This window comes from Brumicola blandensis (assembly GCF_031846165.1).
Lineage (GTDB): Bacteria > Pseudomonadota > Gammaproteobacteria > Enterobacterales > Alteromonadaceae > Glaciecola > Glaciecola blandensis.
The window spans coordinates 89,632-114,094 of sequence record NZ_JAVRIE010000001.1 but is presented as its reverse complement, the minus strand read 5'-3'; the positions used below and the strand labels follow the sequence as shown (position 1 = coordinate 114,094).

The following is a 24,463-nucleotide window of genomic DNA, read 5'->3' as shown; positions in this document are numbered from 1 at the left end:
CTTATTATTTTATAAAATTCAATTTATAGTAAAAACGGCGACCAACTCGGAGATTTTACTTCCCCATCAGTCACTGGCTCTCTAAACGAAAATCGCCCGTCGAGTGAAACCCAGGACAATGCCGAATTACCATTCTCCAGTGCGCTATATATTATCATACTTCCATTCGGAGAAATACTGGGCGACTCGTCTAGGTACGTTTTAGTCAACACCAACATATCACCGTTTTTCAAATCTTGTTTCGCTATATGATAATTGCCTCGCGTTCGATTTACGATCACTAATTGCGAATTATCTGGTGTTACCGCAGCCCCTAAATTCATCTCGCCTTCGAATGTTAGCCTAGTTTTACGGTTACTCGCTAAATTTACTCGATAAATCTGCGGTTTACCACCCCGTTCGGAAGTAAATATTAAGCTTTTTCCATCTGGCGTCCAAGAAGGCTCGGTGTCAATGGCACGATTTCGCGTCACTCGGGTAAGTTTGCGGCTTTGTAAATCCATCACATAGATTTCAGGATTACCGTCTTTAGACAGCACCATTGCTAGCTTCTTGCCATCTGGAGAAAAAGTTGGCGCACCATTAATGCCAGGAAAATCGGTCAATCTTGTACGGCTAGTCGTGTAAATATCTTGAATGTAAATTTGCGAGCGTTTATTTTCAAAACTCACGTATGCCAAACTGTTGCCATCTGGCGACCATGTAGGTGACATCAATGGTTCAGGTGAACTCAATAAGGTAGTCGGGTTTTCGTTGTCATAGTCGGCAATGACTAAACGGAAAGGTTTTGGATTAGTGTCTCTGTCCATCACTTTGATGTATGCGATACGTGTTAAAAATGCGCCGCGCTCACCTGTTAGCTTTTCATACACAATATCACTGATAATATGCGCATACTGTCTGAAGTCTGCACTTTCTATCGTTTTAGAGCGTTGTTCAAGAATGTGATCTCTGGTTAATACCAGTTGGCCATTCTGAAGTGACTTGGATTGTCCACCTGTTGAGATAGCTTGTAAAACATCAACAAGTTCGAAGCGCACTGAAAATTGATTCAAACCGCTTGCTTCAATACTGCCCACAACAAGCATATCGATGCCTTTATCGGCCCATGCTTGGTAGTTAATTTCACTATCAGTGCTAGGAAATTGTGGCATGTTCGATAACTTCAATGGACTGAATTTACCACTGCGCTGTAAATCAGATGCAATAACTTCGCTCAAGTTCTCTGGTAAACTTACAGTGCCGGTATATTTGAAAGGGACAATTCCTATAGGACGCGCGGAGTCAACGCCTCCCGTAATGATGATCTCATTAGTGGCTGCACTGACCTGTGCGCTGGCCACGATTAGTGTCAGGAACACAAATAACGTACTTAAGCATTGTTTGGCTGAGCGTAGCTCTTTTATCATTGTTTGAACCATTAATTATTATCCCACCTTAAAATTGTATCTCTTAATTCTTTATTTACGTCTTCATCTGCCGGCATTGGTAAAGTTTTCGCTCGTAGTGCTGCATTTCTAAGCGCTATACAAAGCGCGTCGTCGCCATCAACTTTCCGGGCATCTAAGACTAGACCGTTCGCTGCTATGCGCAATTTCAAGCGACAGGACTTACCCGATAAATTACCCGTTTCTATTAAGTTTTGTTCTATTCGCGCTTTTATTTTGCTATTTGCAATTTGCAGCTCTGACAAAATTTGACGCTGCCTACGCTCATTTCGTTCCGCTTGCTCTTGCGCTATTTGTTCTTGCAAAGCTTTATCTTGTCTGGCTCGTTCTTCAGCCAGCTTTTTCTGGCGCTCTTGTTCAGCCTTTTCTTGCTTTGCTTTTTCTGCTGCCAAACGCGCCTTTTCTTGCAGTTCACGTTCAGCGCGCGCAGCTTCCTCTTTGCGCTTTTTATCTTGCTCAGCCTTTAAACGTTTTGCTTTATCAGCCTTTTCTTGCTGCTCTTTTTTACGTTGTTGATCTCTACGTTTCTGAGCCGCTTCTTGCTCACGTTTTCTTTTTGCAGCCGCCTCGGCTTGTTGCTTCTCACGTTTTTTTGCTTCTAGCACATTGCTGTCGATGAACGTTGCTTCGATGATCACCGGGGCTTTGGTATCTTTTGTTCCCGTCGCCAAGTCGACCGGTTTTGCCGCGAATTGAAAACTCACTAATAACGAAATCACCAAAGCCAAATGCGCACCGATAGAAATCAAGAATGATTTCTTTTTCAGGTCCATTGGCTTTCGTGATTTATTTGTTTCTTTAAACGTCATTCGGATCAGTCATCAAGCCAACTGAAGGCGCACCAGCGCTTTGCAATATCACCATCAGTTCGACTACCTTCTCATAAGGCACTTTGCCATCACCATTTACAACGACAGGAATGTTCGGTGATTGCGCGAGTTTGGCTTGAACTAAACCGATCACGTCTGCTGCGGTCAACTCTGCATTCGAGTCATCACCGATGTTCAAATAATAGGAACCCGCTGCATCAATTGACACAATCAACATGTCGTCTTCTTCAGTTTCGATTGTTTTGGCATCCGCTTTTGGCAGATCAACCTTCACGCCTTGTGTCACTGCAGTGGCCGTTGCCATGAAAATAACTAACAACACCAACATAACGTCGATATAAGGCACCACATTAATTTCTGAAACTGGCTTTCTACGTTTTCTTACAAACACTTCACACCTCCTCTATTTGCCAACGTAAGCTATGCACGTGCATCGCCTATTGGTTGGAGGACGCCATATTTTGGCGATTTAAGATAGCTGAGAACTCTTCCATGAAGTTGCCATAAGCGTTCTCTAATTTTTCGACACGATTGCTGAAACGGTTGAATGCAACAACCGCTGGGATAGCCGCAAACAAACCGATTGCTGTCGCAATCAGCGCTTCTGCTATGCCTGGTGCAACCATTGCTAAGGTGGCCTGTTTAACTTGGCCAAGTGCGATAAAGGAATTCATAATCCCCCACACAGTGCCTAATAAGCCGACATAAGGAGAAATCGAACCAACAGTCGCTAAGAATGGCAGGCGAGCTTCAAGTTCATCTACTTCACGAGACATCGTGACACGCATAGAACGATAGGTACCATCCATAATTGCTTCACTAACAGCACCTGATGTTTTGCGTAGACGCACATACTCTTTAAACCCAGAGCAAAAGATCAGGGATAAGCCGGTAAGCTGCGCTCTGGCAGAGAGTTCCTGATAGAGTTTATTGAGGTCAGCGCCGGACCAAAATTTATCTTCGAAGACTTTTACTTCATTGGTCGCTGCTTTTAATACCGCATTGCGTTGAAAGATAAAGGCCCAAGACACCACGGATACCGTGAGTAACAAGAGCATAATAAATTGTACAACTATACTTGCTTCTAAAAACAAGTTAAGGATAGACATTTCAGACTGCACGTTTGATTTCCCTTAATATAAAGTCAGGAATGGCAATAGGTTTCATTTTTCCTAAATCCACACAGGCCACTCTAACTTCAGCGCTTACAAGTAGTTCTTTTTCACTACTCAGATTATTTTTATTATTTTGTATTATATTTTTGTCGAGGCTATCGTCTTTTACTCGATATGCATGTTGCTTGAACAACATACTTGCCTTGCGCAATTCTACTACCTCACAGCTAATACTCAACATATCATTGAATACTGCCGCCTTAGTATTTTGCATATTCAGGTCTTTGACGACAAAACCTACGGATTGTTCCAATAAACTTTGTTGTTCTAAGCCTAAATCTCTCAACCATTCGGTTCTGGCGCGTTCCATGAACTTTAAATAATTTGTATGATAAACAATACCACCGGCATCGGTATCTTCGTAATATACGCGAATAGGTATAGAAAAAACATCTGAATTGTTCAAATTAGCCTCTTATTTTACCCTAGATTTTGTATGGCAATACGAATGTCGATATATCAAAGAAAGTTTCACTTCGACCCTAAAAGCCGACCAACAGTGAGACCTTGTTAAATAAAAGTTAACCAGCTCAAGCAAATCATTAGAAAAACTAATTAATCTAGCAAGTATTTCTAGTTTGATATCTCATCGGATCTGTCTAAAATACGCATCACTTAATTAGTTAACCCAACTTGTCGTTTAGCTATTTATGTTCCCTGATAACGGTATTCCTTCCGTTTTACTTGTTGTTTTGGCCCACCGATTGTGTGGGCTTTTTTTTGCCTGTTTTTTGTCATCCCCGCCTCTCGTCATCCCCGCCTCTCGTCATCCCCGCCTCTCGTCATCCCCGCGCAGGCGGGGACCAGATTCCTGCCTTCGCAGGAATGACAAGTTATCGCAGGAATGACAAGTTATCGCAGGAATGACGTTCGGTTACAGGAATGACGATTTATAACAGGCCTAGTCTTTTTCCGAGGACGGCAGAGTCAATCCAAAATGCAAATAAGCGTGTTGCGTGGCGATACGACCGCGTGGTGTTCTTTGCAGAAAACCCTGCTGAATAAGATAGGGTTCAATCACATCTTCGATCGTTTCCTTTTCTTCGCCAATGGCTGCTGCGATATTGTCTAAGCCGACTGGGCCCCCCATAAATTTCTCAATGATGGCGAGTAATAGTTTTCTGTCCATGAAATCAAAGCCCTGTTGGTCAACATCAAGCATATTGAGTGCCTTGCCTGCAACGTCTGAATTGATGTTTCCGTCAGCCTTTATTTCCGCATAATCACGAACACGACGTAACAAACGGTTTGCTATTCTAGGTGTGCCGCGAGATCGTTTTGCAACTTCAAATGCACCTTCTTTCTCCATTTGGAGATTCAAATAAGATGCGCTGCGCTGAATAATATCGGTAAGGTCTGTGACGTTATAAAACTCTAAACGCTGCACAATACCGAAACGGTCTCGCAATGGCGATGTGAGTGAACCCGCACGAGTCGTCGCACCAATTAAGGTAAAAGGCGGTAAGTCTAGTTTAATCGAACGAGCAGCTGGACCCTCACCTATCATGATATCAAGCTGATAGTCTTCCATAGCGGGATATAGCACTTCTTCCACGACAGGGCTTAACCTGTGAATTTCATCTATAAATAGAACGTCGTTTTCTTCCAAGTTGGTTAGCAATGCAGCAAGGTCCCCTGCCTTTTCCAATACTGGGCCCGAGGTAGTTTTAATATTTACACCCATCTCATTTGCTACAATGTTCGCCAAGGTGGTTTTACCCAAACCTGGAGGCCCAAATATCAAGAGATGATCAAGCGCATCATTTCGTTTGCGAGCAGCTTCAATAAAAATTTCCATTTGCTCGCACACATGGTCTTGTCCTGTGTAATCCGACAGCATTTTCGGTCGGATTGCGCGATCAATGACTTCGTCTTCGCGATCTGCGCCAGCTTGAACCAAACGGTCGGCTTCAATCATTCGATATTCCTTGAATAGTGTACTCGTAACTATTAATTGCTATTTTTTCGTATTCATCTTGTGTTGGACAAGCCACACAATATTTAAACCTACACCATTGATTTGAGTGACTCACGGATCACTTGTTCACTGGTCATTCCGTCTTGGTAGATTTGTTTGATCACTTTCTCTGCTTGCACGGGTTTGTAACCTAATGCCAATAATGCACTGAGCGCCTCGTCTTTCGCATGCGCAGAGCCTTGCAAGAGTGGTTTTTTCACATCAACCAAATTAGCTGATGTATTTGACATATCAAAGTGTGCATCAGCTTGAGATAGTTTCTCAAGTTTATCTTTCAATTCTACAACCAAGCGTTCTGCCGTTTTCTTTCCGACACCTGGCAATTTAACTAGATTTGTCACGTCCTCATGGATCACGCAGTGCATGAAGTCCTGTGCCGACATGCCTGACAGGATGGTACACGCTAGTTTAGGTCCAACCCCATTCGCTTTAATCAGCTCTCTGAATAAAGCACGCTCGGATGTATCTGAAAAACCAAACAAGAGTTGCGCATCTTCACGCACCACAAAGTGGGTATAAACTATCGCTTCTTCACCTACGTTGGGTAGTTGATAGAAGCTGGTCATCGGCAGTTGAATTTCGTATCCCACGCCTTGCACATCAATAAGAATATCGGGCGGTGTTTTACTAATAAGAGTTCCGCGAATTCGGCCGATCATGTCGTCTATTACCTATTATTTTCTGAGTCTTCCACGCACTGTTTTAGATACGCGTCCTGACATTTTAATTAAACTCTGTTGAGTATGAATATGACACAAAGCGACTGCCAATGCATCCGCTGCGTCCGCCTGTGGAGTGGCACTCAATTTCAATAGATGCATGACCATATGCTGCACCTGTGTTTTATCTGCGCCACCTGTGCCTACAACAGATTGTTTGATTTGTCGGGCAGAATATTCGGCGACGGGTAAATCGAAATTTGTTGCCGCAACGATGGCTGCGCCCCTAGCTTGTCCCAACTTCAGTGCTGAATCGGGATTTTTGGCCATAAATACTTGTTCAATCGCAAAATCGTCTGGAGAAAATTGCTGAATAATTTCACTCACTCCATCGAATATTCTTTTTAGGCGGATGGACAACTCGTCATGAGCAACGCGAATACAACCACTACCTAAGTAACTTGCCTTGCCACCCGCAACTTTGATCACACCATATCCGGTGATCCTAGAGCCTGGGTCGATTCCAAGAATGATGGACATTGATTAACTCGGTGGATTAAGTGGGGTTTTGCTAACGTGAGCCACTTGAACATCCGGCACAAAATCAGCAATAGCGTCGCGGTTAGTTTTAGACCACACGCGCTCAATAGCTTCTGATTTTGTTACCCAAGCGTAATCTGTGTGCTCTGTTAACTTAATTGGTAGGCCTACTGGCACTTGTATACTAAATACGTATTCGTTGTTGAACTGTGTACCTTCGGGGTAGCGATAAAGCCAAGCAGACCTTATTTGATATTGATTCACTCGTCGACAATCGACAATGGGATGCTGCGCTTTTGACAGGGAAATACCGGTTTCTTCCAGTAATTCCCGATAGGCTGTCACTAAGGGGGCTTCACCTTCTTCTACTGTGCCGGTGACTGATTGCCAAAAATCAGCATCATCATCACGTTGCATGATCAGTACTTGCTCATTCAAGTCACGAATAATCACAAGTACCGATTCAGGCCGTTTTAACTGCATCGATTATGCATCACCAGCGCCATCTTCCGCCTCACCTTTTTCTTTTTCTAACACGGTTACGATAGAAAGTTCAGCAAGTTGAGCTGGATTAGCGAATCCTGGCGCATCCGTTAATGGGCATGCCGCAGTAGTGGTTTTCGGGAAGGCCATCACATCGCGAATCGACTCTGCTCCCGTCATTAGCATAACCATGCGATCCAAACCGAATGCCAGACCAGCATGTGGTGGGGTACCGTAACGCAGTGCTTCTAATAAGAAACCAAATTTCTCATTCGCTTCTTCATCACTAATACCGAGTAATTCAAATACAGTTGCTTGCATATCCATGTTATGAATACGAACCGAACCGCCGCCTAGCTCAACACCGTTTAAGACCATATCGTAAGCGTTTGACAATGCTGCTGCTGGATTTGCTTTCAGCGCGTCAATGCTAGAGTCACGTGGCGCAGTGAATGGATGATGTAACGCGTATAATTGACCATCTACTTCTTCAAACATTGGGAAGTCGACAACCCATAAAGGTTTCCACTCGCCTTCCAACAAATCAAAATCTTGACCAAGCTTCAAACGAAGTGCACCCATGGCATCTGTAACGATTGCGCTAGTGTCTGCACCAAACAATAAAATGTCACCTGTTTGTGCACCCGTTTTTTCTAGTAATGCTGTTACAGCAGCGTCATCGAAGAATTTTAAAATTGGCGATTGTAGACCTTCCAAACCAGCAGCTAAGTCATTGACTTTAATCCAAGCCAAGCCTTTTGCTCCGTAGATACCAACAAATTTACCATATTCGTCAATCTGTTTACGTGATAGCGTTGCACCGTTAGGTACTCTAATAGCTGCAACACGGCCTTTTTCATCATTTGCTGGGCCACTGAATACTTTAAAATCAATATCTTTCACAATATCGTCTACATCAACCAGTTCAAGCGGATTACGCAAGTCTGGTTTATCACTACCGTAGCGCTGCATGGCTTCTGCATAGCTCATCTTAGGGAATTCACCTAAATCAACGTTTAGCAACTGTGAAAACAAGTTTCTAATCATGCGCTCTGTGATATCCATAACACCTTGAGCGTCTAAGAAAGTGGTTTCGATATCTATTTGGGTAAATTCAGGTTGACGATCGGCACGCAAATCTTCATCTCGGAAGCATTTTACGATCTGATAATACTTATCCATGCCAGACATCATCAGCAATTGTTTAAATAATTGAGGAGACTGTGGCAATGCAAAGAACTGACCTTTGTGCGTCCGGCTTGGCACTAAATAATCGCGAGCACCTTCCGGTGTGGCTTTGGTTAAAATTGGCGTTTCGATATCAAGAAAACCACTATCCTCTAGGAAGCGACGCACCGCGGCAGTTACTTTTGAACGGAATACTAAGCGCTCGGTCATCATCGGACGGCGCAAATCTAAGTAACGATATTTTAATCGCTGCTCTTCAGAGTTTTCTTGATTCCAGTCTAGAGGTAATGCTGGCGCGCTGTTGAAGATAGAAAGAGCCTTACCTAGCACTTCAATTTCGCCTGTTTTCATATCTTTGTTTACTTGAGAGTCTGGGCGTAAACGCACTAAGCCTTTAATCTCAACACAAAATTCTGCGCGCAAAGTAGATGCTAGCTCAAATGTGTCCGCAGTATCAGGGTCAATCACCACTTGCACAATGCCTTCACGATCACGTAAATCGATAAAAATCACACCGCCCAAGTCACGTCGCTTGTTCACCCAACCATAAAGCGTCACTTCTTTATTCGCGAAGCTTGCATCAATATTTCCACAGTAATCTGTGCGCATAAACTACATCCCAATAGAGCTAATTATTTGAGTATCAGACGATACTTGTTCGAATGGCCTCGACTTTGCTCGTAAAAGAGCAAGAGCATGTGTAAAAGCCAGTACAAAAGATTGCACGGCTACACTCGTGTGCCTGAAAGCATGGAATTATAAACTAATCAATCGGGATTCTAAACGGCTGAATGCAATTATTAGTAACTTATTCGGGGCATGTTGCTGGATAATCGTACACTGGCAGAAACAGTGCTTTAGACTTTCTCAAAGTGAGAACGATAATCCTTCGGCGCATCAGCTAGTTTGCTCAATGGCGCAGGTTTATCGTAATAAAAACCTTGAAACTGATTACATTGATTTTCTGCTAAGTAATCTTGCTGAAATTGATTTTCAACACCTTCTGCACATACGCTTAATTTAAGGCGCTTTGCCAAATCAATAATACTTTGAGTCACTAGCCGACTTTGAGTAGACGAATCGAGTTCTTTGACAAACTCACGATCGATTTTCAGCGTGTCTACACTCATTTGAGTAAGGTAGCTGAGCGACGAGTAACCCGTGCCAAAGTCATCGAGAGCAATTAAGCACCCCAATTGATGTACTTTGTTAATAAACTGATTACTGACCTTAAAACTTTCTAAAAAAGCAGATTCAGTCACCTCAAACTCAAGGTTTTTCGGGCTAACTTTGTATTCTTTAATCGTATCTACCAGATATTGATATAAACCTTTATCGTGAAGGTCATGCGCCGACAGGTTTATCGACACACGGATATCGGCTGACTTCATCGCTTGGATCTGAGCCAGCTCCTTACAGACTTGCTTAACCATCCAGGCAGTAATCTTCCTAATCTTACCGCTGTGCTCAGCTATCGAAATAAACTCTACCGGTGAAATATTACCGAATGTAGGATGCTCCCACCTGATGAGCGCTTCATAACCTACAATCGTGCCCCGTTGGTCAACTCTGGGTTGATAAAACGCTTTAAATTCGTCTCGCTCTAAGCCATTCAAAATACTGTTGGCAATTTCCAAGCGACGCTTCGTCCCTTCATTCATGTCATCGGTAAACACGGTATACGTGCCTCGGCCATCAGTCTTAGAGCGATACATCGCAATATCCGCGTTGCCCACTAGCTGTGACAAATCGAAGTCAACATCCGAGGCATTGGCAATACCGATGCTTACTGACATCTGCAATTCTATATCGTCTAATATGACCGGCGCTTCCATAGCCTTAAGCAAACGCTCGGCAAGCATCACTGGGCTGGCAACCGAGTGAGCCTCTTTGTCTGGCACAATCAGGAATTCATCACCACCTAAGCGGGCAAATAGGTCGCCCTCTCGCAATACCGTTTTTACTCGCTCTGATACAGCAATCAACAAACTATCACCCGTTTCATGTCCAAGAGAATCATTCACATTTTTGAATCCGTCGAGATCAAAGAACAGGAGCGAGATTTCTTGTTTCGAGCGTTTAGCGCGAGACAGTTCTAAACGCAAGTTATCTAGCACGAATTGTCGGTTTGGTAAGCCCGTTAGACTGTCGAAGTTAGCGAGTTTAGACATTAGCTTCTGCTGCTCAATCAACTGATCGGTAGTCGCTTGGTTTTTGTCTAATTCTTCGCTGATGGTGTCCATCATCGCGTTGATATTTCGCTTCAAGGTAATCACTTCTTGAGTACCGGTAGGCGTAGCACGCAACTTATAGTTATTTTCATCTCTTACGCGTTTGGTAAAATCGGTGAGTTGTATGACTGGCCACGTAATACGATTGATTAACCATACAGTGATAAATAAAGAGACCATCATCACGAGTAGCACAAGTGGCGCTAATGTTGTTAATAGCTCCTCTCTATTTGAAAATATCTGGCTAGAAATATCACTGATGACCACTAAATATGCAGTTTGCCCACTCTGCAAAGTCACCAAGGTTGTGGTAAGCAATTCATTGTGGGTTTCAAAGGAGCCAAGCGGTGGTTCGTTAGGCAGCTCTTCTATCGACTGTGCAGCGAGTGATAAATCAGCAACAGGAAATTTGCTTTTGTAGCTAGCTAAAACGGTGCGGTCAGCAGTTTTCAACTCAGCCATGACAACGTTTGGATATAGCTCAAAATACGCCATCACGTCACTTAATTGACTTTCAGATGCCTCTACTTTATTGAGTGTTTTCGCAATACTTCGGGTAACACCCAGTGCCCCCTTTTTAGCTACCACTGTGTATGACGATTCGCTTTCATTTAGGGCTACAGCTAGAACCGTCAAAGACGAAAGGATCACAACACTGATAACAATAACAATCAATGAAGATTGAATACTCTTAAACATCTACTGCATACCCTCCTGTGAAAACGCTCTCCATATCAAACACTAAGGTTTTATCGCACCGTTGTCACTATGGTCGAATTTTAACCACAACGCAATAATTTATTGAAATATACAAGATCAAGCAAAACAAATGACATGTTCGATTTCTAAATGGATCCCAAAACTTTCACCAACTGCGTGGTCATGATGGCTGGGAGCCAAGCAAAGCAGCGTCTCATTGGAATTCTCAAGTTGTAGCCGATACATGATGTGCGCACCTCTGAATGAACGCCCTACCACCTGAGCTTTTAATAAGCTTTCATCTTGATGCCGTAAATCATCAGGTCGCACCAATAGCTTCCCTTTGATGCCTTCTGCGAGCGGTTTCCCGGGCTCGAGAGGAAAGCTTCCCAAGTGCGTATCAATAATCAATTGCTGATTTTCTTGCCTGATCGTACCTTCTATAAATGTACCTTCACCAATAAACTTCGCCACAAATTCTGTCGCGGGTTCATGATAAAGCGCATAAGCCGTATCCCACTGATGACAAACATGATCTTGCAATACAGCAATTTTATCAGCCATAGCAAACGCTTCTGTTTGATCGTGGGTAATTAACAATGCTGTGATGTTTTGTTTTTTTAACAGGCTTCGTATTTCGCCTGACAAGCGCTCACGCAGTTCGGGGTCAAGACTAGAAAATGCTTCATCAAGAAGCAGCAAATCTGGTTTGGGCGCTAATGCTCTGGCAATGGCAACTCGTTGTTGTTGTCCGCCCGACAATTCATGGGGATATTTGTGCGCATAATCCTGTAAGTCTACCAGCGCCATTGCACTGTCAGTCAATGTTTTGCGCTCTTGCTTATTGATTTTCTGCAATCCATAAGCAATATTTTTTTCAACGCTCAAATGCGGGAATAAAGCAAAATCTTGGAAAATAACCCCTACTTTCCGCTCAGCTACTTCGATATTTACCAATTCATCACAAACGGTTTGCTCGCCAATAGTAATGCAGCCGGACTCAGGCTTTTTGAAGCCAGCAATAGCGCGTAACAAGGTTGTTTTACCGCAGCCTGATGGACCAAGGACACATCCAATTTCACCCTGAGCAAGTGACAGCGACACATTATGAAGTACAGTATTGTCGCCGTAACTGAGTGTAAGGTCTCGAATATCAAGCATGTTTTTTCTCTATTTGATTCAAGGTTCGCGTTAACAATAGCACCGGAAGAATGCCGACGAGTACAATCGTGATAGCTGGCAAAGCAGCATCGATTAAGCGCTCATCTGAAGCCAGTTCGAAGGTTTTCACCGCTAAAGTATTGAAGTTGAATGGCCGTAACACGAGCGTCGCTGGCAATTCTTTTAATATATCCACAAATACCAGTAAACACGCGCTTAGCAGGCTAGCCGACAATAAAGGAATATGGACTTTGAATAAGGTTTGTAAGCGCGTGTCGCCGAGTGTGATAGCAGCTTCATCCATACTTGGTTTAATACGTTGAATACCGGCCTCTGTATTGTGCAAAGCGACACTCATGAAACGAATAGTATAAGCAAAAATCAAAGTGACAATAGTGCCAGAAAAGACTAAACCGGGTTGGACATCAAAAAAGTGCTTGGTAAAGAGGTTTAATTTGATATCTAGCCAGCCAAGAGGGATAAGCACGCCAATTGCAATAACGGTACCTGGCATTGCATAGCCCAAACCAACAAATTGAACAACGGAACGGTTTAGCTTTGTTGCTTGAAGCCGTTTGGCATAGCTAAACATTAAGGCGAGTAGCACGATAACCACGGTACCAATGGCTGCAAGCATAGCTGAATTCAAGGCATATGACGGGTACTCACCTAGACTGCCAGCATCAGTATAGGCTAAAGCCCAGACCGCGAGTTGAATAAATGGCACTATGAAGCCAAATATAAGCGGTAAACTGCACAACAAAAGGACTGTTGTTCCTTTCCCGGTGCTTAGCTTAAGCGCCTGAGTCCCTGTACCCTGCCGCGATGAATATGTTTCAGCACTTCGCCGGCTTTGCTTTTCAAGCACTAACAAAGCAAAGACAAACATACACAGTAAACCTGATAGCTGCGATGCCGCTTGGATGTCACCCATCCCGAACCACGTGCGATAAATGCCGGTGGTAAAAGTACTGACTCCAAAGTACTCAACGGTTCCGAAATCGGCTAATGCTTCCATCATCGCCAGCGCTGCCCCCGTCATAATAGCGGGTCTTGCTAATGGTAATGCCACCTGCAAGAAATGTTGAAATTTTGAAACACCGGCAAGCACGCTGACTTCACGGAATTTCTGCGCCTGTTCAGCAAATGCGGTTCGAGCCAAGATATACACATAGGGGTACAAAACCAGTGCCATCATGATGATTGCTCCTGGCAACGACCTTACCTCAGGGAACCAATAATCCTGTTTACCGAGCTCAAACCATGTTCGCAACGTTGATTGTACAGGACCAGAGAAATCAAGTAGCCCAGTATAAGTATAGGCAATGATGTATGCGGGCATAGCCAGAGGTAAAAGAATAAGACGCTGAAGCCAGATCTTGCCGACAAAATCGTAGCTCACAACACACCAAGCCAGACCGGTACCTAATAAGGTAGCCCCGAAGCCAACACCAAGCGCGAGGACTAATGAATTGTAAATATAGCCGCTTAATACCGTTTCACTGAGATGAGTCCAAACAGCAGTGTCCAATGAATAAAAACTCAGGAGCACAACAAAAATTGGCAGGCCAATGATTAGGCCTGCCAATACTGTATAAAGGGAGAATGCCGACGCTTTTAATTGCATTCGGCGATCGAGCCTAACGCCATCCAGCGCGGTCCATCAACATAAGTGCTTTCGCATTTGTTTCACCTACTTTGGTTAGCGAGACTTCTTGTGCTTTAAACTCGCCCATTTCCTTCAGCGTATCGCTCCATTCTATGCCTTCTTTTATAGGATACTCATGGTTTGTGTCTGCATACCATGACTGAGCTTGGTCGCTCAACATAAACTGAACCAGCTTTTTTGCTTCGGCTGTGTTTGTCGCATGCTTGGCGATGCTAATACCTGAGATGTTCACATGAGCACCAGCGCCCGCTTGATCCGGCCAAAATACAGCAACTTGCTCAGCCACTTTGCGAGTATCTGCATCTTCGGAATTCAGCATCCCAGCTAGGTAATAGGTGTTAGCAATCGCAATATCACACTCACCAGCAACCACGGCTTTGATTTGGTCGCGATCACCACCTTTTGGGGAACGTGCAAAGTTTTCAACTAAACCCTCGGCCCAAGCTAACGTTTTTGCATCGCCCTGTGTCTGGATCATGCCAGAAATCATTGACTGATTATAAATATTGTTTGAAGAACGGATACAAATACGCCCTTTCCATTCTTCATTAGTAAGGCCTTGCATCGTTGATAGTGTTTCAGGGACAACTCTGTCCTTTGCGTACATGATGGGTCTTGCACGCAGTGTCAATGCTGTCCAATGTTCGTCTTCATCGCGCAAGTAAGCTGGCACGCTACTCTTCACAATATCGTCATCATTAGCTTGTGTAATGCCCATTTGCTTGGCTCGAACTAAGCGGCCGACATCTGTCGACACAAGCACGTCAGCAGGACTAAATTGACCTTCAGATTTTATTCGCGAAATAAGTGCGTCAGCATTGCCCGTAATCAAATTGACTTTTATACCAGTTTGCTCAGTAAAGTCGTCAAGAATCGGCTTGATCAACGCTTCTTTACGAGCGGAGTAGACGTTCACTTCAGCAGCGATGCTAGTTGCCGTAAAAAATGTTGCAAACGAAGCAACAAGTAACATTTTCGTTTTGTTCATCACTTTCATCTAGGCAAATACCCCTTTTTTATGTTATTCAGTTACTTACTGATAAGTTCAACGCCTTTCATTTGTATTTGAATAGCGATACTTAGGATTACGACAAGTGTAATTGATAATAGTTCTCAATTGCAATACTACAGGGTAATTACTTTAAGTAACTTTCACTACGTCGTGTTTATAAAAAGTGTTCAATAGCAATGGTATTAGCCATAAGATATACTCAATGCCATGACAACTAACGAAATATCTGTTTTTTGACAATGAATGATTCAAGATTAGTGTATTCGACCGATACAGGTAGAATAAAAGAAACAAATAATACTCAAAGTGATGCCCCTAAAGGCGATGGCATTGTTCGCATTCGCAAAGAAACTAAAGGGCGAAAAGGCAAAGGAATGAGTATTATAGATGGCTTGGCCATGAACGATGTAGAACTGAAAGCATTGTGCACACAATTAAAAAAACAATGTGGGTGCGGTGGTTCGGTTAAGGATCATAAGATCGAAATTCAAGGCGATGTTCGTGACAAGCTAAAACAACTATTAGAAGCTAAGGGAATGCGAGTTAAGTTAGCAGGCGGCTAAACCTACTTTGAGCGAGAGAAACTGAAGCAATGCATAAACTTTCTATATCAGATTTACACATAATATTGGTGGAGCCTTCCGACACCCAAAGCAAGATCATCAAGACCTTGTTGTTGGGCGAAGATGTACAAACAGTTGATGTGGTAAAGACAGTCAGCGAGGCTAAAGCAGCCATTAGTGCCCATGGTGCTGATATTGTGGTGAGCACGATGTATCTTGCTGATGGTAACGGACTGGATATTATCAAGTTTATCAAACAGGACGAAAGTACTGCCTCTATTCCATTCATGCTTGTCAGCAGTGAGAACAGTCTGAGCAAGTTAGATGAGTTCAAGCAAGCCGGTGTTGCTGCGATTTTGCCAAAACCGTTTGAACCAATTCATTTATCCAGAGGCTTAAACGCCAGCTTGCAGTTGATTAATACCGATGAGCTCAACTTGAACTTCTTCGATGTTCAAGATGTCAGGGTACTCGTAGTAGATGATAGTCGACTCGCGAGGAATCATATTCGCCGAGTCCTAGAGGGAATGGGCTTGAGTAAATTAAAAGAGGCAGAAAATGGTGCGCATGCGCTGACAATGCTTAAAGACCATGAATTCGACCTTGTGGTAACCGACTATAATATGCCTGAAATGGACGGTCGAGAACTATCAGAGTTCATACGCTTCAACCCAGCAACCACTCACATCCCAATCATCATGGTAACTTCAGAGTCTAGCTCTAGTCCTCACATGGCGAACATACAGCAAACTGGTGTAAATGCGCTTTGTGATAAACCATTTGAGTCTGATGAGGTGAAAGCAATGCTAATCCGTTTGTTGGATTCTGAGGGCGAATAGCCCCTAACAAGCTGTTTCATCAAATTTTTAGGATAATTTTTAATAAATTTTGCTTATTTTAGGAAATTTCTTCTTTAAGCCGTTGACACCATCCCATCACTTTCATACATTTCATGTAGCGTCATCACAGCATTTTTTTGATGACGCATATATATCAAAGTGTCTTTACCAAATAGCTTTCGTGAGCAAACATTTGGCAATATCCGTTTTCTCCAAGGAGCTACAGTGCCTAAGCAAGAATTAGAAGAGATTCGCGTAAAAATTACCGATCTGGATTCTCAATTACTCAGTCTACTTTCTGAACGTCAAGGTTTGACCAATCAAGTAGCTGAAACAAAGATTAAAAACCATATTCCGGTGCGTGACCAAGCGCGGGAAGAACAACTTCTGGTTCGTTTAATTAAACAAGGCCAAACATTTGGCTTAGATCCTCACTATGTGACTCAACTCTTTCACGTTATCATTGAAGATTCTGTATTAAATCAACAGGCGATGCTAGCGCGTTGGGCAAACCCTAGTAGTGAAAAACCACTGAACAGAGTCGCCTTCCTGGGTGACAAAGGTTCATACAGTTATCTCGCGACACAAAAATATTTCTCACGTCGCCCAGGTGAACTCTTAGAGATAGGCTGCCAAAGTTTCGCTGAAATTATTAATAAGGTAGAGTCAGGTGAAGCTGACTACGCCGTACTCCCTATCGAAAACACTTCATCTGGCAGTATCAATGAAGTTTACGACCAACTCCAACATACACGTTTGAGCATCGTAGGTGAATTAACCCACCCTATTAAGCATGCACTTTTGGTTTCTGAAGGCGTTGACAGTAATGAGAGTGGCAAAATTAAAACGCTTTACGCTCATCCTCAAGTATTTGCTCAATGCAGTCACTTCCTTGCTGAACTTGGCAATGTTGAAGTAAAACCCTGTGATAGCACCTCAGCTGCCATGATGATTGTTAATGAAATGAACTCAAGCGAAGTGGCTGCTATTGGCAGTGAAGCTGGCGGCGCTTTGTATGGTTTGAAAGCAATAAAATCAAACTTGGCTAATCAGAAAGAAAATCACAGTCGTTTTATTGTCGTCGCGAGTGATTCGGTTAAGGTACCGTTGCAAGTACCAGCAAAAACAACCTTAATCATGTCTACCGTTCAAAAGCCTGGGGCGTTAGTCGAAGCGTTGTTGGTATTGAAAGAAAATCAAATCAATATGACTAAGTTAGAATCGCGACCGATCACGGGTAACCCGTGGGAAGAAATGTTCTATTTAGATGTTGAAGGCAATATTGAAGACGGCCCCATGCAGCAAGCTATGGAAGCACTTCGTGGAATGACACGTTACTTTAAAGTGCTTGGTTGTTATCCTGTGGAAGAAGTCAGCCCGACTAAAGTGGCTGCTGTAAACGCCTTAATGGAATGAACTTAAAGTAAGTTGATCGACAGCTAATTGGTAGGGATAAAGTTATACTTTGAACCTACCAACCATGCTGTTTGTTCTCTCTGCAATTTCTGCCAACTCGTTAGCCGCATTACTAGTTTCCTTTGCGCCACTTTCAACATCTAATGCCATATCACTGATCTTAGTGATACTTTCACTGACAGAATTTGACGCTGCGGTTTGTTCTTCAGTCGCATTTGCTACAACTTCTGCAAGATCTTGAAACTCTTCTAGAGCAGATGACAATTCAGTAAGCGCACTGGTCACAGTATCGACCAGATCAATCCCTTTATCCGCGGCAGTAACAGCAACTGCCATTGACTCAACGCTGCGGTCTGATGAAGAAGTCATACGCTCAACAATTTTAGTTATTTGCACAGTATTTTCTTGTGAACGAGTAGCTAAAGTGCGAACTTCATCAGCAACAACTGAAAAACCCCGTCCTGCTTCTCCAGCCCGAGCTGCTTCAATTGCGGCATTTAATGCAAGTAAGTTAGTTTGATCGGCAATACTGGTAATTACATCCAGCAGATTTGTTACTTGGCTAACCTCGACTTTTAATGATTGAATAATCTCACTTGACTCTTTGATCAAGGAAACTAAATCTCTAATGTTCTGTACTGCATAGTCTGTTTTACTCAGGTTTTCTCGCAAGCCTTTTTTCGCTAGCTCACTATTTTCGCGATTCTTAACGACTGTTTTCGATATCTCAACAATAGATGCGCCCAACTCTTCTACTGCTGAGGCAACAGCATGAGTTTCCCCTCTTTGCTCGCTAGTAACATATTCGCTTTGGTTTGTTGTAGCAGACAATTCTTCTGCAGCTGATGCAAGCGCCATACTATCTGTCTTAATCGACGAAATAATATCGTGCACCTGACCAATAAAAACATTAAACGCCATCAACAAATTATCAATTTCTGAAATACCACATTTTTCTAATCGTATTGTTAGATCACCATCACCAGATGTTAGGTCTTCACAAATAAGCCCTACATTTTCGAGTGGTTGAGTGGTTTTTTTCGTCAAAATATAGCCAACTAAACTCGAGATTATAATAACAATAAACATAATGATGATTATGAACTGAAGCAAAGTGCTGCGGATCTCAGATGCGGATTGTAGGGCTTCATCAACGTCAATTTCAGCCATTAGAGCGATGGTTTGATCGCCAAATTTGATTGGCAGATACGATGAAAAAACATCAACTCCACGATAATCTTTTATCGTATTAAAACCACTGTTTCCGTTAAGAGCAGCTCGCGATGACTTAGTATCTACCGGCTGATTTCCAACAGATGTGCCAGATAGTTTTATAGCAGCTGCCGCATTGGGAAAGTTACCTTGAATCGCTGTAAGATAAGTTTTTTCATCTTCGAGGAAAAAACGACTCTCGGTTAACAATAAATTATTTGAAGTAGATAGGTACGTTTCCCCCGATAAACCATAGCCTTGCTCAACCCATTGTTTTTCTCGTGTTAAAACATTATTGATACGGTCTAGAGGAAGTTGATAAATCATCACCGCAATTATTTTATTGTTGTTGTAAACTGGTGCAGAGATAAAACCCGCCATTGCGTCATAGGATGGCGAATAGGGTGAAATTTCAGAATAGAACACTTGCCCTTCACTGGTTGCTGACAGTGCTTTTTCATAGGCCACGCCAAGCCCTGTTTTAGCGTAAGCCCCTGTTTTCAAATTAGTAGCAAAATCTAATTCTTTGTATACGCTATACACGACATCACCGCTTTCCGCACTTACAATAAAAATATCGTAATATCCGAACTCTTGAAGAAAGCGCCGAAATCCTGTATGGAAACTCTCATGTGCTCTTGCATATGCAGAGTTATTATTAGGTCTGCTCAACCCATCTTTATTGCCTAGGTCAAAACTAGATGCAGCAATAAAATCATGCTGAAATGCCACAGCAGTATCGTCTAAGCTATTAATGAGCTTACTTGTGTTCTGATAAGGTTTGCCATTGCGATTTTGATATACGCTAGAAAAATCGTTTTCATAGTAGTCAACAAGAGCACGTTTTTCAGCGCTTGAGATGCTGCCACGCTCACTCAAATAGCCGGGAAATGAAGCAAGAAAGGTCTTTGCAGCATCTATGGTTTGTTGATCCTGCGATACAACCTTAAGCTGCGAGTGCATTTGACTAAAATAGGTATTGATAGCTTGTGCAGTGCTGACAGCTTCTGCAGTAAGTTTCTGTTTGGCTGCTTTAGTCAAAGCGCTTTCAGTCACGCTGGAAGTGACAACAATAGTTAAAATAGATAAGACTAGCAATGAACCAACCACCAAACTTAATATGGTAGCCAAAAAACGAAATTTTAATGACATGGTTTTTCCTGATTTGTAGATTCTAAAAACGCTAATATCAACTAGATTTACTTAGCACTAGCTTTCGTTAATCAGGTTTTCCTTAATAATTGGCTATCATCTGCTGATAAAAGTAGTTGCTTGCTATCCATAAGACACTGTTTGGCATAGTCACCAAACCACTCTTTTGTTTCGTTAAACTGTTGAATAAATGCTTGTTTATCATGTGTTTCAACGAGTTTAAGTGCTTCACCAAATCTCGTATGGAAACGCTTTAATAAAGCCAAGCCTTCTTCTTTGTTGAATATAATATCGGCATATAAAACAGGTTCTTGAGCAAAAAGCCTTCCCACCATAGCAAGTTCTAAGCGGTATATTGGAGAACTGAACATCAGGAGTTCTTGTAAGTTTGGATCTTCTTCTTTTAAATGTTGCCCGTACACAAAGGTACTGAAATGACGCATGACTTGTATGAATGCCATTGCGCTATCATGCGATTGGCTAGATGAACGATGAAGCACCGCTCCCCAAGTTCGCATTTGCTCTAACAACCACTCGTAATTATCAGACATGCGACCGTCACACACCACTACAACTTGTTTAATCATACCAGGTGTATCAGGGCCAAACATCGGGTGTAAGCCAACCACAGGACCCGCATGCGCATTGAGCATAGCTTGCAATGGCTCATCTTTAACACTGGTAATATCGGCTAAAATACACTGTTTTGGCAGTGCATTGAGCTTTTCAATAACACCAATAGTCAATTTGATAGGCACAGCCACAAGAACCAAATCGGCATTTTTGAAAATGGCGTCAGCACGCTGCCAATCATCCTTTTCCATTACCTCTACAACGTAATCACTCTGCCTGAATAAATCGACAAACACTTTACCCAACGCGCCTGCACCACCAATAACAACCACTTTTTGGATATCAGGGTTAATGCACAAGTAATTAGCATGCTGCGAGCGATAAGACTCACGGATAACGCGACGTAAAACATCTTCAACAAGGTCGGCTGATACAGATTTCTGCTCAGCCTCTTGACGTCGAGCCGCAATCATTTCTGCCTCTCGACTAGGCACATAAATGGGCATACCAGTCTGACTTTTCAGCTCGCCCACTTGACTTGTGAGTGCATTTCGACGCTTCAATAGCTCGATCAGCTCACTATCAATTTCGTCGATACTGTTTCGCAGTTGACCTAGCTTTTTATCTGATTCTGACATGCCTACTTCGTTATGCTGTTAAGCGCTTTGATTGACGCATTGGTAAAACAGTGATGAGTCTATCACGAGTTTGAAGAATCAGATCATGAGTTTGCTCCCAATCGATGCATCCGTCTGTAATCGAAACACCGTACTCCAAATCAGCAAGTTGCTTGTTTGTTGAACTTTGGTTTCCAGCTTTTAGATGACTTTCGAGCATGATCCCAATAATCGATTGGTTACCTTCAAGGATTTGATTCACCACGTTTTGAGCCACTAAAGGTTGGCGTCGAAAGTCTTTAGCGCTGTTCGCATGACTACAGTCGACCACTAGACTTGAGTTGATGCCAGCGCTGTTGAGTTCAGTTTCACAATCCGCCACACACACAGAGTCATAATTGGGCTGTTTACCGCCACGCAGAATGATGTGGCCGTCAGGGTTTCCTTGGGTCTTGATGATGCTGACTTGCCCTTCTTTGTTGATACCCATAAAACGATGACCTGATGCAGCTGATTGTAAGGCATTGATAGCAATACCCAAGGAACCATCTGTGCCGTTCTTGAAGCCAACAGGCATAGACAAGCCGCTGGCCATTTCACGGTGAGTTTGAGACTCCGACGTTCTGGCACCAATCGCTGCCCAGCTGAACAGTTCAGCCAAATACTGTGGGCTAATTGGGTCAAGCGCCTCTGTGGCTACTGGAAGGCCTAAATCTGCCAACCAAATAAGTAATTCACGCGCTTTTCGCAGGCCGGCTTCAATATCAAAAGTATCATCCAAGTGTGGGTCATTGATCAGGCCTTTCCAACCTGTAGTCGTTCTCGGCTTTTCGAAATACACTCGCATCACGATATACAAGGTATCTTTACTTGATTCGTGCAACTCTTTTAGTTTGAGCGCATATTCTTTCGCAGCTTCAACATCATGAATAGAACATGGACCACACACCACTAACAGGCGATGGTCGCTACCATGAATGATATCGGAAATTACTTTTCGAGAGGCAATTACACCCTCTAATGCCTCTTGGCTAACAGGCAATTCAGCCGATAGTTCATCGGGAGTAACGAGCACTTCTTCTGAAGAAATATGAATATTGTTAACAGTATCTTTTTGCATTATTTGCTCTTTTATAAAGAAAACTACTTAAAGCTTTGAATTGAAAAAATCATACATTTTCTGGTGAGACGAAAAGAACGTGTGAGGGCACGAAAACAAAGGGTTTATTGCTACCGAATCAAAACGTAAATTTATGTTTACACTCAAAAATATCTAAAGTAAATGGTTGATTGACTTTTTAACAAACTATTAAATTTGATTCAAGTTAAACCTACCGAAAATCCCGAAAAACTTGGGCTATAACGAAAAAAGCGGCCATCATGACCGCTTTTTTCATTTAACGTGCCTATTTGTCGGCTTATCCTGCTGGATATACATAACTCGCTTGTATACCGAGAGGAATACCAATGGCCCAATAAGCAAGTAAGAACAGAGTCCATGCTATCAGAATGGTAACACTAAACGGCAGCATGAGTGACAGCAACGTTCCTATCCCAGTAGACTTCACATAACGCTGACAGTAGACCACGACCAGGGGGAAATAAGGCATCAAGGGTGTGATGATATTCGAAGAACTATCACCTAAGCGATATGCCGCCTGAGTCAAATCAGGTGAAATACCTAATTGCATTAACATCGGTACAAATATTGGCCCTAATAAGGCCCATTTAGCAGATGATGACCCCACGAATAGGTTAACAAACGCGGTCAACATGATTATACCCACGATAGTTACCATGGCTGGCAGCGATAGGTTCTTTAGGAACTCTGCCCCATTTATCGCCATTAATGCGCCAAGATTGGACTTGCCGAAGGCATCAATGAATAAAGCACAGAAAAAAGCCATTACAATATAGTAGCTCATACCCTGCATTGCCTTGGTCATGCTATCGATCATATCTTTGGTGCTACTGTACGTACCTGACATGTACCCATAGATGACACCTGGCAGTAAAAACAGTAAGAAAATCAACGGTACGATAGACTGCATGATAGGTGCGCCATACTGCGTTAGCTCTCCGTTTGCATCACGCATGGGTGATGTTTCAGGAATTAACACCGCTATTAAAATGCCAATCCCGGCTAACATCGCTAAAGAAGCGACACGCAATGCTTTTACTTGTTTCTTGCTTAAGTCTTCAAACTTTGGAATGTCTTTTGGATCACCATCCACTTCAACATCTTTAAGCCTTGGCTCAATCACTTTGTCTGTTAAGTACCAAGCGATACCCACAATTAACAATGTTGATGCCGAGTTAAAGAACCAGTTGTTTAATGGATTTACCTGTATATCGGGGTCTATGAGCTGTGCTGCGCTTTGTGTAAAAGACTGCAACAATGGGTCTATTGCCGATGGGATGAAGTTGGCGCAAAAACCACCACTTACGCCTGCGAAAGCCGCTGCAATACCTGCCAAAGGATGCCTTCCCATTGCATAGAAGATAACTCCAGCTAAAGGAATAACTAGGACGTAACCGGCATCAGTTGCCGTATGACTTATAATTGCCACCAACACCACCATCGGGGTCAGCAGAGAACGTGGTGTCCAATCTAGCATCCGTTTGAGGCCTGCACTTATAAAGCCCGAATGTTCAGCAACTCCCACACCTAACATAGCAACGAGCACAACACCCAAAGGTGCGAATCCAGTAAAGATACCCACCATTCTGCTGAGGAAATCGGCCATTGCTGCACCAGTGAGCAAATTTTTCACTTCAATCGCTTCACCGGTTCGAGGATCCAAAGCCTCAAAGGTCATTTGGGAAAATATGGCAGAACATACCCAAATAATGATTAAACAGATGAAAAAGATGATGGCGGGATCAGGTAATTTGTTACCAACGCGCTCAACTTTATCAAGCGCTCTGGTTACCCAGGTTGACGATGCCTCTTGCATAGGTATCTCCGTTTTTATTATTTTAGTTTTTATTTTTTGCAGGAAGCGTTTAACCGCCCTA

General features: G+C 42.9%; 21 protein-coding genes. 3 read left to right on the top strand and 18 right to left on the bottom strand.

Translation table 11 applies throughout. From position 1 onward, the window contains the following. Positions 1 to 23 precede the first annotated feature (23 nt). The 14 genes from tolB to RM544_RS00450 all read right to left on the bottom strand — a co-directional run bounded on the left by tolB (position 24) and on the right by RM544_RS00450 (position 15,058). Positions 24 to 1,409 carry a Tol-Pal system beta propeller repeat protein TolB gene (tolB, locus tag RM544_RS00515; RefSeq protein ID WP_311359830.1) on the bottom strand — a complete coding sequence of 462 codons (1,386 nt, stop codon included), beginning with the start codon at positions 1,407 to 1,409 and terminating at the stop codon, positions 24 to 26. 11 nt (positions 1,410 to 1,420) lie between these two features. Continuing rightward, positions 1,421 to 2,257, bottom strand: coding sequence for a cell envelope integrity protein TolA (gene tolA, locus RM544_RS00510; protein WP_311359829.1), 837 nt, complete (start codon positions 2,255 to 2,257; stop codon positions 1,421 to 1,423). Continuing rightward, complete coding sequence (gene tolR / locus RM544_RS00505; RefSeq protein ID WP_311359828.1) at positions 2,247 to 2,669, bottom strand: protein TolR; 423 nt, start codon at positions 2,667 to 2,669, stop codon at positions 2,247 to 2,249. The genes tolA and tolR overlap by 11 nt, the downstream gene beginning before the upstream one ends. 46 nt (positions 2,670 to 2,715) lie before the next feature. Further along, complete coding sequence (gene tolQ, locus RM544_RS00500; protein WP_311359827.1) at positions 2,716 to 3,399, bottom strand: protein TolQ; 684 nt, start codon at positions 3,397 to 3,399, stop codon at positions 2,716 to 2,718. Further along, positions 3,389 to 3,859: a tol-pal system-associated acyl-CoA thioesterase gene (locus RM544_RS00495; RefSeq protein ID WP_311359826.1), complete on the bottom strand. Its 471-nt coding sequence runs from the start codon at positions 3,857 to 3,859 to the stop codon at positions 3,389 to 3,391. The genes tolQ and RM544_RS00495 overlap by 11 nt, the downstream gene beginning before the upstream one ends. 495 nt (positions 3,860 to 4,354) lie before the next feature. After that, positions 4,355 to 5,371: a Holliday junction branch migration DNA helicase RuvB gene (gene ruvB / locus RM544_RS00490; RefSeq protein ID WP_311359825.1), complete on the bottom strand. Its 1,017-nt coding sequence runs from the start codon at positions 5,369 to 5,371 to the stop codon at positions 4,355 to 4,357. A gap of 89 nt (positions 5,372 to 5,460) precedes the next feature. Next, the gene (gene ruvA / locus RM544_RS00485) at positions 5,461 to 6,090 is read right to left on the bottom strand and encodes a Holliday junction branch migration protein RuvA (RefSeq protein ID WP_311359824.1); all 630 of its coding nucleotides are present in this window, start codon (positions 6,088 to 6,090) and stop codon (positions 5,461 to 5,463) included. Between the two features lie 15 nt (positions 6,091 to 6,105). Then, positions 6,106 to 6,630, bottom strand: coding sequence for a crossover junction endodeoxyribonuclease RuvC (gene ruvC / locus RM544_RS00480; RefSeq protein WP_311359823.1), 525 nt, complete (start codon positions 6,628 to 6,630; stop codon positions 6,106 to 6,108). A 3-nt stretch (positions 6,631 to 6,633) separates the two neighbouring features. Continuing rightward, positions 6,634 to 7,113 carry a dihydroneopterin triphosphate diphosphatase gene (gene nudB, locus RM544_RS00475; protein WP_311359822.1) on the bottom strand — a complete coding sequence of 160 codons (480 nt, stop codon included), beginning with the start codon at positions 7,111 to 7,113 and terminating at the stop codon, positions 6,634 to 6,636. Between the two features lie 3 nt (positions 7,114 to 7,116). Further along, the gene (gene aspS / locus RM544_RS00470) at positions 7,117 to 8,910 is read right to left on the bottom strand and encodes an aspartate--tRNA ligase (RefSeq protein ID WP_311359821.1); all 1,794 of its coding nucleotides are present in this window, start codon (positions 8,908 to 8,910) and stop codon (positions 7,117 to 7,119) included. 248 nt (positions 8,911 to 9,158) lie between these two features. Continuing rightward, positions 9,159 to 11,231 carry a putative bifunctional diguanylate cyclase/phosphodiesterase gene (locus RM544_RS00465; protein ID WP_311359820.1) on the bottom strand — a complete coding sequence of 691 codons (2,073 nt, stop codon included), beginning with the start codon at positions 11,229 to 11,231 and terminating at the stop codon, positions 9,159 to 9,161. A 117-nt stretch (positions 11,232 to 11,348) separates the two neighbouring features. Next, on the bottom strand, positions 11,349 to 12,392 hold the full coding sequence (locus RM544_RS00460; RefSeq protein WP_311359819.1) for an ABC transporter ATP-binding protein: 1,044 nt from the start codon (positions 12,390 to 12,392) through the stop codon (positions 11,349 to 11,351). Then, the gene (locus tag RM544_RS00455) at positions 12,385 to 14,019 is read right to left on the bottom strand and encodes an ABC transporter permease (protein WP_311359818.1); all 1,635 of its coding nucleotides are present in this window, start codon (positions 14,017 to 14,019) and stop codon (positions 12,385 to 12,387) included. The genes RM544_RS00460 and RM544_RS00455 overlap by 8 nt, the downstream gene beginning before the upstream one ends. Positions 14,020 to 14,032: 13 nt before the next feature. Then, entirely contained in the window at positions 14,033 to 15,058 is a 1,026-nt protein-coding gene (locus RM544_RS00450) for an extracellular solute-binding protein (protein WP_311359817.1), read from the bottom strand. A gap of 254 nt (positions 15,059 to 15,312) precedes the next feature. On the opposite strand from RM544_RS00450, the gene yciH reads away from it, so the two are divergent. From yciH to pheA, 3 genes are all read left to right on the top strand, one after another. Next, positions 15,313 to 15,636 (top strand): stress response translation initiation inhibitor YciH, encoded by a 324-nt coding sequence (gene yciH, locus RM544_RS00445; RefSeq protein ID WP_349254653.1) that lies wholly within the window; start codon positions 15,313 to 15,315, stop codon positions 15,634 to 15,636. A 29-nt stretch (positions 15,637 to 15,665) separates the two neighbouring features. Beyond that, a complete protein-coding gene (locus RM544_RS00440; protein WP_311359815.1) occupies positions 15,666 to 16,475 on the top strand; it encodes a response regulator in 810 nt (269 codons plus the stop codon). A gap of 225 nt (positions 16,476 to 16,700) precedes the next feature. Further along, positions 16,701 to 17,891, top strand: a complete 1,191-nt coding sequence (gene pheA, locus RM544_RS00435) for a prephenate dehydratase (protein ID WP_311359814.1) — start codon at positions 16,701 to 16,703, stop codon at positions 17,889 to 17,891. A 42-nt stretch (positions 17,892 to 17,933) separates the two neighbouring features. Here the strand turns inward: pheA and RM544_RS00430 are convergent, their stop codons facing one another. From RM544_RS00430 to RM544_RS00415, 4 genes are all read right to left on the bottom strand, one after another. Further along, a complete protein-coding gene (locus tag RM544_RS00430) occupies positions 17,934 to 20,255 on the bottom strand; it encodes a methyl-accepting chemotaxis protein (RefSeq protein WP_311359813.1) in 2,322 nt (773 codons plus the stop codon). Positions 20,256 to 20,326: 71 nt separating this feature from the next. Then, complete coding sequence (gene tyrA, locus RM544_RS00425; RefSeq protein WP_311359812.1) at positions 20,327 to 21,466, bottom strand: bifunctional chorismate mutase/prephenate dehydrogenase; 1,140 nt, start codon at positions 21,464 to 21,466, stop codon at positions 20,327 to 20,329. Positions 21,467 to 21,476: 10 nt separating this feature from the next. Then, a complete protein-coding gene (locus RM544_RS00420; RefSeq protein ID WP_311359811.1) occupies positions 21,477 to 22,565 on the bottom strand; it encodes a 3-deoxy-7-phosphoheptulonate synthase in 1,089 nt (362 codons plus the stop codon). 298 nt (positions 22,566 to 22,863) lie between these two features. Next, on the bottom strand, positions 22,864 to 24,402 hold the full coding sequence (locus RM544_RS00415) for an AbgT family transporter (protein ID WP_311359810.1): 1,539 nt from the start codon (positions 24,400 to 24,402) through the stop codon (positions 22,864 to 22,866). Between the last annotated feature and the right edge of the window lie 61 nt (positions 24,403 to 24,463).

Excerpts from the sequence above, each read along its gene's own strand:
- tolB (WP_311359830.1), bottom strand. The coding sequence starts at position 1,409 with ATGATAAAAGAGCTACGCTCAGCCAAACAATGCTTAAGTACGTTATTT.
- tolA (WP_311359829.1), bottom strand. The coding sequence starts at position 2,257 with ATGACGTTTAAAGAAACAAATAAATCACGAAAGCCAATGGACCTGAAA.
- ruvB (WP_311359825.1), bottom strand. The coding sequence starts at position 5,371 with ATGATTGAAGCCGACCGTTTGGTTCAAGCTGGCGCAGATCGCGAAGAC.
- ruvA (WP_311359824.1), bottom strand. The coding sequence starts at position 6,090 with ATGATCGGCCGAATTCGCGGAACTCTTATTAGTAAAACACCGCCCGAT.
- ruvC (WP_311359823.1), bottom strand. The coding sequence starts at position 6,630 with ATGTCCATCATTCTTGGAATCGACCCAGGCTCTAGGATCACCGGATAT.
- nudB (WP_311359822.1), bottom strand. The coding sequence starts at position 7,113 with ATGCAGTTAAAACGGCCTGAATCGGTACTTGTGATTATTCGTGACTTG.
- aspS (WP_311359821.1), bottom strand. The coding sequence starts at position 8,910 with ATGCGCACAGATTACTGTGGAAATATTGATGCAAGCTTCGCGAATAAA.
- RM544_RS00465 (WP_311359820.1), bottom strand. The coding sequence starts at position 11,231 with ATGTTTAAGAGTATTCAATCTTCATTGATTGTTATTGTTATCAGTGTT.
- RM544_RS00460 (WP_311359819.1), bottom strand. The coding sequence starts at position 12,392 with ATGCTTGATATTCGAGACCTTACACTCAGTTACGGCGACAATACTGTA.
- RM544_RS00455 (WP_311359818.1), bottom strand. The coding sequence starts at position 14,019 with ATGCAATTAAAAGCGTCGGCATTCTCCCTTTATACAGTATTGGCAGGC.
- RM544_RS00450 (WP_311359817.1), bottom strand. The coding sequence starts at position 15,058 with ATGAAAGTGATGAACAAAACGAAAATGTTACTTGTTGCTTCGTTTGCA.
- yciH (WP_349254653.1), top strand. The coding sequence starts at position 15,313 with ATGAATGATTCAAGATTAGTGTATTCGACCGATACAGGTAGAATAAAA.
- RM544_RS00440 (WP_311359815.1), top strand. The coding sequence starts at position 15,666 with ATGCATAAACTTTCTATATCAGATTTACACATAATATTGGTGGAGCCT.
- RM544_RS00430 (WP_311359813.1), bottom strand. The coding sequence starts at position 20,255 with ATGTCATTAAAATTTCGTTTTTTGGCTACCATATTAAGTTTGGTGGTT.
- tyrA (WP_311359812.1), bottom strand. The coding sequence starts at position 21,466 with ATGTCAGAATCAGATAAAAAGCTAGGTCAACTGCGAAACAGTATCGAC.
- RM544_RS00420 (WP_311359811.1), bottom strand. The coding sequence starts at position 22,565 with ATGCAAAAAGATACTGTTAACAATATTCATATTTCTTCAGAAGAAGTG.
- RM544_RS00415 (WP_311359810.1), bottom strand. The coding sequence starts at position 24,402 with ATGCAAGAGGCATCGTCAACCTGGGTAACCAGAGCGCTTGATAAAGTT.